The sequence below is a fragment of the Candidatus Buchananbacteria bacterium CG10_big_fil_rev_8_21_14_0_10_42_9 genome, assembly GCA_002773845.1.
In the GTDB taxonomy this organism is placed as follows: domain Bacteria; phylum Patescibacteriota; class Patescibacteriia; order Buchananbacterales; family 21-14-0-10-42-9; genus 21-14-0-10-42-9.
This window is the reverse complement of the sequence record PEZZ01000004.1, coordinates 1-11,226: the sequence shown is the minus strand read 5'-3', so window position 1 is coordinate 11,226 and position 11,226 is coordinate 1. Positions and strand designations below refer to the sequence as shown.

General features: G+C 41.1%; 13 protein-coding genes. 4 read left to right on the top strand and 9 right to left on the bottom strand.

Features of this window, described 5'->3' with window-relative positions:
- The first annotated feature begins 60 nt into the window (after positions 1-60).
- Both COT81_00565 and COT81_00560 read left to right on the top strand, forming a co-directional pair.
- Positions 61-810, top strand: coding sequence for a hypothetical protein (locus COT81_00565; protein ID PIS05493.1), 750 nt, complete (start codon positions 61-63; stop codon positions 808-810).
- A 289-nt stretch (positions 811-1,099) separates the two neighbouring features.
- On the top strand, positions 1,100-1,354 hold the full coding sequence (locus COT81_00560) for a hypothetical protein (GenBank protein ID PIS05492.1): 255 nt from the start codon (positions 1,100-1,102) through the stop codon (positions 1,352-1,354).
- A 669-nt stretch (positions 1,355-2,023) separates the two neighbouring features.
- Here COT81_00560 and COT81_00555 read toward each other — a convergent pair.
- From COT81_00555 to COT81_00540, 4 genes are all read right to left on the bottom strand, one after another.
- The gene (locus tag COT81_00555) at positions 2,024-3,262 is read right to left on the bottom strand and encodes a hypothetical protein (GenBank protein ID PIS05491.1); all 1,239 of its coding nucleotides are present in this window, start codon (positions 3,260-3,262) and stop codon (positions 2,024-2,026) included.
- Positions 3,263-3,330: 68 nt separating this feature from the next.
- On the bottom strand, positions 3,331-3,663 hold the full coding sequence (locus COT81_00550; GenBank protein ID PIS05552.1) for a DNA (cytosine-5-)-methyltransferase: 333 nt from the start codon (positions 3,661-3,663) through the stop codon (positions 3,331-3,333).
- A gap of 206 nt (positions 3,664-3,869) precedes the next feature.
- Positions 3,870-4,136, bottom strand: a complete 267-nt coding sequence (locus tag COT81_00545) for a hypothetical protein (protein ID PIS05490.1) — start codon at positions 4,134-4,136, stop codon at positions 3,870-3,872.
- 215 nt (positions 4,137-4,351) lie between these two features.
- Positions 4,352-4,978, bottom strand: coding sequence for a repressor LexA (locus tag COT81_00540; GenBank protein PIS05489.1), 627 nt, complete (start codon positions 4,976-4,978; stop codon positions 4,352-4,354).
- 246 nt (positions 4,979-5,224) lie between these two features.
- Here COT81_00540 and COT81_00535 point away from each other — a divergent pair, with 246 nt between their 5' ends.
- Complete coding sequence (locus COT81_00535; protein PIS05488.1) at positions 5,225-5,665, top strand: hypothetical protein; 441 nt, start codon at positions 5,225-5,227, stop codon at positions 5,663-5,665.
- 279 nt (positions 5,666-5,944) lie between these two features.
- Here the strand turns inward: COT81_00535 and COT81_00530 are convergent, their stop codons facing one another.
- Genes COT81_00530 through COT81_00510 form a run of 5 tightly spaced genes read right to left on the bottom strand, consistent with a single transcriptional unit; the run spans position 5,945 to position 10,167 of the window.
- Positions 5,945-6,322: a hypothetical protein gene (locus COT81_00530; GenBank protein ID PIS05487.1), complete on the bottom strand. Its 378-nt coding sequence runs from the start codon at positions 6,320-6,322 to the stop codon at positions 5,945-5,947.
- On the bottom strand, positions 6,319-6,732 hold the full coding sequence (locus COT81_00525) for a hypothetical protein (protein ID PIS05486.1): 414 nt from the start codon (positions 6,730-6,732) through the stop codon (positions 6,319-6,321). Before COT81_00525 ends, COT81_00530 begins: the two co-directional genes overlap by 4 nt.
- A complete protein-coding gene (locus tag COT81_00520; protein ID PIS05485.1) occupies positions 6,732-7,970 on the bottom strand; it encodes a hypothetical protein in 1,239 nt (412 codons plus the stop codon). Before COT81_00520 ends, COT81_00525 begins: the two co-directional genes overlap by 1 nt.
- A 51-nt stretch (positions 7,971-8,021) precedes the next feature.
- On the bottom strand, positions 8,022-9,467 hold the full coding sequence (locus COT81_00515) for a glutamate--tRNA ligase (protein PIS05484.1): 1,446 nt from the start codon (positions 9,465-9,467) through the stop codon (positions 8,022-8,024).
- Entirely contained in the window at positions 9,448-10,167 is a 720-nt protein-coding gene (locus COT81_00510) for a glycosyltransferase (protein ID PIS05483.1), read from the bottom strand. Before COT81_00510 ends, COT81_00515 begins: the two co-directional genes overlap by 20 nt.
- Positions 10,168-10,344: 177 nt before the next feature.
- Between COT81_00510 and COT81_00505 the strand changes: the two genes are divergently transcribed.
- Positions 10,345-11,226, top strand: an 882-nt coding sequence (locus COT81_00505) for a hypothetical protein (protein ID PIS05482.1), incomplete at its 3' end; no start/stop codon positions are given.

Below are 11,226 nucleotides of genomic sequence, written 5' to 3'. Positions count from 1 at the left end.
AGAAAATCTAAGCCGCCTAAACATAGCCGAAAGCTTGGTTTTGGCATAATTATATTAGCGGTGGCTGGTTTGGCGTATTATTTGGGCACATCGGAAATTTTTGATATTCAAACCATTAAAATTTTAAACAATCAGTATATCGCGACTTCTGATTTAGAAAATTTGGCTGAGGCGCAAAGGGGGGAGAGTAGATTTTTTCTATTTAGCCAAAATAATATTTTGTTTTTTAATACCCGTGATTTGAAAAAAAGCATTAATCAGTCATTTATTTTAAAATCAGTTAGTGTGGGCCGTAATTTTATTAACCGGACAGTCACAATCAGAGTGTCTGAAAAAACTTCTGGTATTGTATGGGTTAGTGGAAGTGAAAATTATTACGTTGACTTAGATGGTATCGCGACAAACGTGGTGCGTTATGTTAATGCGTCGCAAAATAATACTGGAACGGTAGTAGTGAGAACTAAAGCGAGTAGGGAGGGGCTGCCGATAATATATGATACTAGTAATCAACCGATAAACATTGGTAGCCGGGCGGTTAGCCCTCAATTTATAGAATTTGTAATTAGTTTAAATCAGCTTTTAAACGATGCTACAGCCGTGGATGTGATTAAATTTGAATATAACGAAGGCTCAGGGAAACCTTTTTTGATTGTTAAAAGCCTTGATGGTTACGATATATTATTTAATCCAGAAGATAGTTATATTAAGCAAGTTAATAACTTAATTGCGGTTTTAGGTAGCGTTATTGGCAACCCCAGTGATGTTTTATATATAGATTTAAGGTTTGGCGATAAGGTTATATATAAATAGATATATAGAGTCGCATAACATACATTGTGCGACTCATTATGTATTGGCAAATATTGACTTCAACTACTCTTCCCTGCCTGATATATCACTATTATTTATTTAAATATATTAATATACAAATTATTTTAATTTATAGCTTTTTAATAACGTCCAAGGTTATTAAGTTGGATTCCTGTTAATTATCTTTTAATTTAGTCGTTCTATCCCCTAACGATTGACATATCCATTATTTTGGTTTATCATGTTTTATTGCAGTAGGTGCCCATAACTAGTGCCCGCCAGGTGCTAGATGAGTAAGAGGCGTATTCGCAGGGTAAAACCTGCACAGTATGATCCGGACTTGAAGTTCGGCGAGGGTGAAAACCGTGTTGAGATTCTTAGCTTGCAGAAAGTGGAGGTATACATTTCTGGCAAGCTGGTCAGCCGCGGCAATCTGCCTCCCCGCCAGCGCACGCTGCGTTCGGCCGAGCGTATCGGTAAGGAGCTCTACGTGAGTGTCCAGGAATACGCTAAGACTGTTGAGCGTGCGAAACTTCAGTCGTAGGGTCGTGGGTCTGTCGTCTTCTCTGATGGTGCGACCCAGTAGGCCGCAAGGTCCAAGTGAGTGAGAGACGGCCCCGGTAGTATTTGGGGGTCCGCCCCGTCTCTCCTCTTTTTTTATTATAAATTTTGACAATGAATAAATTATATAGTATAACTCAAATTGCCGTTGGAGCTACCCCATTCGAGGTTCAATCCCTCGCAGCGGCATTCGTCATAACCGGCATTGCCTTGTGTGGCGGTGCCAAACTTCAGACACCGTGCATCGCGCGCGGTACAGACAGAAGGGGAAGCTGATGGAACCTACCCATCATCAAGACGGGGAACATGCAACCGTGGGGTATCCGATTAAGCGGGGCGTTCGGGTCGACGACCAGGGATGTCGCCGCAAGATCACCTTCGAGTTCGCCGGGCCGCACTCTCACTACGTCAATGTGCAGGAGGGAAGCACCTGCACGACGATGCCGGTGGGGCGCAGTTGGCGCTCGAAACCGATGACCGAAGCGTGGGCTACTCAGTTCGCCAGTAACCCGCGCAACAAGCGCCAGGCCTTGAGCCTGATCGACAACGCCGCCGGCGCTGGCGACGGCATCGGACTCACTCCCGCCCCCGCCCCCGCGTAAGAGCGGCCTTACCGGCGGCGTACAGACCAAGTACGTCGCCGGTTCCCTTTTTAAATATATTGGTTGTCATCAGTTACACTTCGTATATCAAGTGTTTTGCGGTAGCCGATGCGGTCGCGGACGATTTTGTCAGAATTTAACATTTCGCCAAAAAAGACAGTATATTCGTCGTAGCGGTCATTTATATCATCACAAGCCAAAGCTACTTGCTTTGGTTTTAAAATATCACTAAATATATTTAGTTGTCCGCTAATTGGTTGCAACGCGCTAACGCTAACTGCCATCATCCGAACTTTACGTAAAATTTTATGTTGTTCAAATATTTTTAAAGCTAGCCGATAAATTGATTCAGTGGTAAATAAGGTATCATTAACTTTAATCTGCGTGCTGTACGCTCCTCCCTCTACATAACTCCAATAGATAGAAAAACGTTTGGCTTCTAAGTTCTTAGCGCGCAACCGCCGGCCAGTCTTTTCGCACAATTTTAATAAAACTTGATGATGATAATTAGAGTCAGTGGTGTGTTTATTAACGCAATAAGAATGGCCGATAGATTTTGGCTGAATTTTAGTATCAGCGGTTACGCCAGTTAACTCCTGCCCGTTGACATTAGCCCATAGATAATAACCGTACAGCCCTAAGGCCTGCATTAAATTAGCGACCGGGTATTGCTTGAGTTGTAGTAGATTAAAAATTCCGAGTTGGTTTAGCCGCCAAGCAATTCTTGTATTAATCCCCCACGCATCGGTTAGCTTTCGGTTGCGCAGGGCAGCATCAATTTGGCCCTGCTTAATAATTAATAAACTGTTACTATTGGTAATATCAGAAGCAAATTTAGCTAACCAGCGGGTAGTTGAAATACCGTTAGAGCATTTAAGCCATTCCCCCACTTCTTGCTTAATCCGCCGGTTAATAGTTAAGGCTATAGCTTTAGCTTCTTTCAAATTTTTAGCCCAGCCGGTTAAGTCTAAAAAAGCCTCATCTATACTATAAGGTTCAATAGTATCAGTATAGTCAGCAAAAATACTAAAAATTTGTTCGGTGACGCTTCGGTACTTAGCTGGTTCGTTTTCTATTAAATTGATTTTAGGATAAATTTTTAGCGCGTCACGGACCCGAAAACCAGTTTTAATGCCAATCGCTTTTGCTTCAATGGAGCTTGCGATAATACAACCGTTGGGGGATAAATAAGCGCACACGCCTAAAGGTTTGTCGCGTAGCTCTGGGTTGGCTTGCTGTTCCACCGAAGCAAAATAAGAATTCATGTCAATATGGAGGATTATTTTCATATAAATATTCCTCTCCCTAGATGTCTGCCCGCCTTTGGAGGGGGAGATGACAAAGGTGAGGGTGGTGACTAAAAATTAATAATAGTCTCAACTACACCCTCTAGATTTTCATTTATTTCATTGTTATGAAAACGTATGACTTGAAATCCTTTATCTCTCAAAAAACTATCTCTTTCCTGATCTCGTCCCCTGTTTTCTGATCCTAGGTGCTGGCTGCCATCAAGTTCGACTATTAGTTTTTTCTCGTAACAACAGAAGTCAACTATATAAGGTCCTATATTACACTGTCTTCTAAATTTTAGATTATTAACTTGTCTATTACGTAAAACTCTCCACAGTCTTGATTCCCATGGCGTTTGGTTTTTACGAAGCGCCCTAGTTATATTCTTAATTGCTTTCATAACTTCTACCTCACCCTTACCCTCTCCTAGCAGGAGAGGGTTTATTACTTCCTCTCCCTGGACGGGAGATGACAAAGGTGAGGGTGTTTTAAATAATATTCAATTCTACCTCACTCCCGCCTGAATGACTGAAGTTATTCAGGCGGGCGGGCTCCCCTCTACTGGGACGTCAGACGTCCCCTGCCAGGAGAGGGTCTATTCTTTCATTATGAATAATATAACTCTTCTAACCGCCATTTGAGATCAATGGTTGAGAACGAAAGCTTAAAGTAATTAGTTTTATGGCTGACGTTGAAGTAGTAAATTATTCCCCGGCCCTCCTTTTGTTTATGTATCAAATTAATTTTATCAACTTTATAGCGATGATTACGCCATTTAAAAAACAAGGGAACAACTTTATCTTTTATTTTATTGTTGGCTGAGTTGCAAAAGCCAACTAAGACTTCAATTGGTTCGGCAATAATTTCATGCATATTTTTAGAGACGTTAATGTTTTATAACATGATCAGTTTGCCTTTGTAGTTTCGCATTCTCTTGAATAAGCGGCGATATTTTTTGCGGAACATGAAGTTGAAGTGGTGCCGCCACATGTATTTTTGTATTTGTTTTGCCATACGGTTGAGCATTTGATAATTATTTATTTTTATAAAACCCCCTCACCCTCCCCTCTCCCGCAAGGGGCGAGGGATTATATAGTTTGGAATTTTCTAATGACAGCCTTAACCACTCCTTGAATGATGACATCTTTGACATAAATCGGTTTCAATTTTGCATTGGCCGGCTGTAAGCGAATGCGGTTAGCTTCGCGGTAAAAACGTTTTAACGTCGCGTATGTGTTATCAAGCAGAGCCACAACCACATCGCCATTACGCGGGCTGGGGTTACGTTGGACGACAACCATATCGCCGTCTAAAATGCCGTCTTCTATCATCGAATCGCCCTTGACTTTCAAAACGTAAGTGTTGATTGGGTCATTAATTAAATCAGTTGGTACGGCCATAGTATCTTTGTCTTCAACCGCTTCAATTGGCTCACCGGCAGTAATTAAACCAGCAAACGGTACGTGTATTGCCGCCGCGGTATTGATTGCCTCTTTGACGTCTTCTATTAATTCCAATCCCCTTTTTTCGTTATGATCGGCTTGCAGGTAGCCTTTTGCTTTCAAAGCTTGAATGTGTTGGTGCACCGTGGCAACTGAATTTAATTTAAACTTTTTAGCGATTTCTACAAACGAAGGCGCGTAACCTTTAGATTCAATAAAACTAGTAATAAAGTCTAAAATTTCCCTTTGACGCTTAGTTAATTTTTCTCCCATATGTTCCCTTTTATGTGATTTATTGCTAGGTTGAGATTCTTCGACTGCGCTGACGCTCCGCTCAGAATGACAATGTTTATTACTGGTTTCATTATATACCGAACAAAAACCGAAAGTCAATACTACCCATGTGGATAAGTAAAATCTATAAAGAAGATGGTTGATTTTATTTATTAGATTGTGTGGTAAAAATAAGCGTTGCGAATTGTTCACAATGGCCGATAATAAGACAGGAGACACAAGAACATGGAGCAATATCTGTTGGGTCTTGCGGCGGTGATACTGCAGGTGGGCGGCGGCATTATGGCCCTTGCTTCGCTTGGTTTGCTGGATATTGCGAGGCGTTTGCGATCCAGTGGGCGAGGGCGGCACGATGAGGCGCTGGAGCAAGCTCTAATGGCGAGCAAGTTGGCGTTTCCGGCCCTTCTGTTGTCGACGGTCGGCTCATATCTTGCGGTACGCATGTATGTACAGCATGCTCCACTGCTTGGCCTTGTTGCGCTGAGTGTTATTTTTGTGCTCGGCGGCTCAATCCAGGCAATAGCCGGCTGGCAGAAAAGCCGAGACAATGATGTGGTTGCCGCGACAAGCAAGTATTTCATGGCGGCTGCACTCTGGGCAGTGTCTGCGATGGCCTGGCTACCCTGCGTGGCTTACTACGCTTGGCGGGCGAGCCCACCGGCATAGGGACAACTATCCATATCCAACCCGGGTTTTACAATCACAGAAACCCGGCACCCAGTGTTCACAAAATTTTATTTGTGGTTACTGGATGATAAAAAAACATTCAGCAGAGTGTTTTTTTATTTAGTTAATTTGTAGTTGTAAAGCGTGTGTTATCGAGGTTACGATTGAAAGTTTCGTGAGTTTTAGCATATAAGGAAATAATAAAAAACAGTAAAACCAGCAGAATTATTATCAGGCCGGCTTGGGTTGATATTTCTTGTTGTAAACGAGTTTTCGGCACTAAAGTATTTGATTTGATTTTTGTTTTTTCCAATACAATCTTTTGGTATATATCAAAAGAGCGAAAGCAATAATAACTTGGAGTAAATCAGTCAAACGAAACGGATCATTAGTTATCGTCGGTACAATCACGACTAAAAAGGTGCCAAAATAAATAGCGGCGTCATGTTTCATTTCGGCCCAACCATTAAAACGTTGGTTGGCACTCTCTTCCCCTGCCTCGCGCCGGGCGATAATTTTTTTGCGATCAGAAAAAATGAATAAAATTCCGGTAGTAAAAAGTAAGCCAGCTAAAATTAAAGATAGATAAAACAAAAACTGCAATTCAGGTGAGAAAAAAATAATGTCAGCGTGGTCGCCAAAAATTATTTGGATCATAACCGCCAATATATATGTTTAGTATAATAAAGCGCTAGGTATGCCACTGCCGCTTGAATTAAGTCAGAAGTAAAAATAATTTCACGTTTGGCGATCGGAACGCTAATGACTAGCAAGGCGCCAAGGTATATGGCAATGTCGTGTTTAAGTTCTGTGATAGTGTTATAGCGTTCGTCAAATTCATTTTCTTCACCCTTTTGGCGCATCCGCTTCATTTTGTGTCGGTCTTTGATAATCACTGCAATTCCGACTGTGGTAATTACAAAAAGCGGTCCGATCGCTTTAATTACTTGGAGCAAGCTGGCTTGCTGGTAGCGAAACAAATAGAAAATAACAAAAGCGGCAATAACGATTAACTGGACGATAACAAAAGTTATTATTTGTTGCAGTTTGCTATTATCAATCAACATTATGGCAAATATTGGGCTGGGTTAACCGGAATTCCGTCTTTACGCACTTCAAAGTGAAGATGTGGCCCGGTAACAAGATTACCGGCGCCGGGCGTCCCCGGCGTGCCGCCAGAAAGGCCAATAATATCGCCTTGGGTGACAAATTGGTCTTCGGTTACAAAAATTTTAGATACATGGCCGTAAACAGTAGAAAAACCATCGTTATGAATTATCATAATAAAGCTGTAGCCAAGGCCAGCATCTTTGGCGCGGGCAACATAACCCGATTCTGCCGCCTTGATTGGAGTGCCTTGGCCGGCGCGAATGTCAATTGCCGGATGTTCAAAAATGTGACGGAAAGGATAATCTGGATCGTGAAACTTAGCGGTAATGTATCGGCTAGGAACTGGCCAAATAAATTTTGCCGGGCCAAAGGTTTTGAAGCGCTCAACCGCTTCGCGCCGCTGAAGCTCTTCTCTGACTCGGCGTTCTAAGGTCGCAATTTCGGCATTAATTTGTTGTTGCTCAAGCCGTAATCGCGCGACTTCTTTTTGAAATTCTGATTCCGATTGGCGCGTGGTGGTTAATACATTTTGCTGTAAGCCCAGGCGTTCGGTTAAGTCAACTTCAAGTTGGGTCAACAGTTCATTGTTGGCACTTAAGTCAGCTTGAGCGATTTCCACATCTTCTTTATTATTCTCTAATTCCTCCCGGCGTTGTCGCAATTGGCCAACCGTTTTTTGGACATTTTCTTGCAGTTGCTTAGCTTGGTTTAATTCATCAAAAAAGTCTGAAAAAGAGTCATTAACCAACAATATTTCCAAATAGCTTTTTTGGCTGTTGCGCCAAATAAGTTGAATAAATTGAGCCAACTGAATTTGGTTCTCGGTAATTTTCTTCTCAGCTCTCTTAATCAGTTCGTTTAGTCTTTTAATTTCCAATTCTAACTGCTCAATTCGAGTTTCATTTAACTCAATATCCAATTCTATTTTTTTAACTTGATTAGATAAGATTGCTAACTGATTATTCAAGTTTACTATCTCGCTTCGTTTGGCGGATATTTTATCTTGAAGTTCGTTAATTTCTTGACTCAACTGATCAATGTAGTTTTCTTTTTGGTTGATTTCTTGGCTGTATTGGTCAACCACATCCTTTTCGGCTTGCGTTTGCTGATCTTCTTGAGCCAAAATGAAAAAACTTGGGAATAAAATAATCCCGATGAATGATAATATGTAAATTAATTTTGCTTTGTTTTTCATTTATCCTTCAACTACGCTCCGCATCGCTTTGGTATAGTTTATTTACCAAGCTTATCGAGGTGTAGGCCATAACATATTGATCGCTTTTTCAATTCTATATAAAGTTTTTTTACGGCCTAAAATTGCTGCCACCTCAAATGGGCCGGGAGATTTATCTAGCCCGGTTAGCGCCACGCGCATCGGCCACAAGACGTCGCCAGTACCAAAGCTATGATTGGAAATAAATTCTTTAATCGCCATTTCCAGTTTATCAGCTTTAAATTTAGCCGCCGGCAAAGCTTTTATAAAGTTTAGCAGTTCGGTTAGATATTCCTTGGTTTGGCTAGGTTTATTTTTTTTCCAGTTGAGCAAGCTTTTTTTGTAGACTAGATCATCAGTAAAGAAAAAACCGACGTCGTCGCCAACTTCCGCAAGCTTCTCAATTCTATCTTGTTCTAGTTTTAGCACGGCTTCAACTTGATTGTGGTCAAGTTTGTGGCTAGGATATTTTTGGTTAATTATTTCTTCGGTTAAATCTTTAAATTTTTTAAAAGGCATGCTTCGCAAATATTGACCGTTCATCCAATCCAATTTAGCTAAATCAAAAACCGCGCCGGCTTTATGAATTTTACTAATATCGAAAATTTTAATCATTTCTTTGAGGCTAAAAATTTCTTGGTCAGTCCCGGGATTCCAACCAAGCAGTAATACAAAGTTTAATAAGGCGTCTGGTACATAGCCGCGTTCTAAATAATTAGTTACCGCCACATCGCCAACTCGTTTAGACAGCTTAGATTTATCTGGATTTAGGAGCAGGGGTAGATGGGCAAAAATTGGCGGGCGCCAACCAAAGTATTCATAAAGTAAAATATGTTTTGGAGTCGAAGATAGCCACTCCTCTCCTCTAAGCACATGGGTCACACCCATTTTATAATCATCAATCACATTAGCCAGGTGGTAAGTTGGGAAACCATCTGATTTTAAAAGTACTTGGTCGTCAATTTCTTTGGTACGAAATGACACTTGCCCGCGAATCAAGTCATTAAATTCGATCGTTTCAGCTTCAGGTATATACATGCGGATAACGTTGCTTTCTTTTTGGCTGAGCCGCTTATTCACTTCTTCTTTAGGCAGTTTGTAGCATAAACGATCGTAAAGCGGTGCTTGTTTACGCTGCCTTTGTTCGTCGCGCATTTTAGCTAAGCGCTCGGTTGAGCAAAAACAGTGATACGCTTTATTGTTTTCAACCAGTTCCAAAGCAAATTTTTGGTAGGTGTCAATATTCTCCGATTGGCGAAAAAGGTGATTGTCATGTTTTAAGCCGAATAATTTAAAGTTATTTAAAATATCATCTTCGGCGGTTTCTAAATAGCGTGAACGGTCGGTGTCGTCAATGCGCAAATTAAATTTTCCTTTTTGTGACTTGGCAAAAAGATAATTGTACAAAGCGGTCCGCAATCCGCCGACATGCATAAGTCCGGTCGGGCTGGGAGCGAATCTAGTGACTACTTTGGACATGTGACTTTATAACTAGGTATGGAAAAACTAAAACAGCATTCATAATTCGATTTATACGGGTGGGTTGCTTAAACAAACGATACAACCATTCCAACCCAATTTGGCGAAAAAATTTAGGCGCTCTTTTTATTGTCCCGGATAAGTAATCAAAGCTGCCGCCAACGCCCATAGCTAATTTTACTGATCTCAATTTAGCAAAATTTTGATTAATCCACTTTTCTTGCTTGACTTGCCCAAAAGCGACGAAAATGATATCTGGATTTGCGTCGTTAATACTTTGAATATTAACCTGGTCGGACAAAACGCCATCTTGCCAGCCGGCTATGATTAGGCTGGGAATTTGTTGCAGCAATTTATCGGCACAATTTTTAGCTACGTTATTAGCTCCGCCAAGCAAGTAAATTGATTTATTTTGGTCAGCCGCAAGCTTACATATAGCCACCATTAAATCTACTCCAGCAATTCTGGCTTTAAATTTAAAACCAGAAAACAATTGAAGGCCAAACCCATCCGGCACGGCCATGTCAGCCTTGTTTAAAATAGATTTAAAGTCATCGTCTTTGTTTGCGGCGACTATAAATTCAGGGTTAACTGTTACTATGTGACGCTTTGATTTAGATTTGAGCCAGTCAGCGATCATTATAAGTAAATCAGTTTTAGAAATGTTGTTTACGTCTACTCCAACCATTGAAATTTTCATATTTTGACCTTAATTATACTAAAAAACAAGACTTTTAGCAACGAAAAGAACGTTATCCCCGGCTAGATCGGTGATCCAGAATTAGTCTTCCCTTGATTCCCGCTGGAGTTTACCCCGTACTCTGATACGGGGCGAAATGACGTGGTGGGATGGTGTTTTCTTTGTTATAATCACGATATGAAGACATTAACGATTCTACCCCTGGCCGCTTTAGCCGGAGTTTTTTTATTCACCCCTCAAACGCTTAACGCACAGTCAAGCGTATTTGATACGAACAATATTATCTCGGATTTTGAGCTAGTGGATTATAATTCCATGAGCCAAGCCGCGATTCAGCGGTTTTTAGAAAGCCATGGCAGTTATTTATCCAACCATTCGTTCGTTGATTACGCCGGCGTAGTCCGGCCAGCATCAGAAATTATTTACAATACTGCGCAGCAGTATTCAATTAATCCAAAACTTATTTTAACCATGCTGCAAAAAGAGCAAAGTTTAATTGAGAATCGGTCACCGAGCCAGCACGCGCTTGACTGGGCGACCGGTTATGCACTGTGTGATTCCTGCAGTTCGTCTGACCCGAACTTGCAAGATTTTATTGGCGTTGGGCGACAAATTGATTATCTCGGAAAAATTATGCGTAAGTATTATGAGAATCCGTTCTTATATAATTTTCAGCCAGGCAAGCAAACGATTGTTGATCTATTTTACTCAATTACACCGCGCAATCAGGCAACTGCAAATTTATACAATTACACGCCGCACTACTCGGGTAACTTTAACTTTTGGAAGATATGGAATCGTTATTGGTCTCGTAGTTACCCGGACGGAACATTATTAACCTCCCCCAACACTTCAACGGTGTACTTAATTCAGTTTGGCCGTAAGCGGCCGATAGTTTCATACCTAGTGTTACTCTCGCGTTTTGACACCAGTAAAATTATAACTGTGGAGCAACCTGACTTAGATCAATTTGAAGATGGCCCAGAGATTCGGTTTGCTAACTATGCTTTATTACGAAATGAAAACGGTGATATTTTTTTAACCGTTGATGATAGTTTA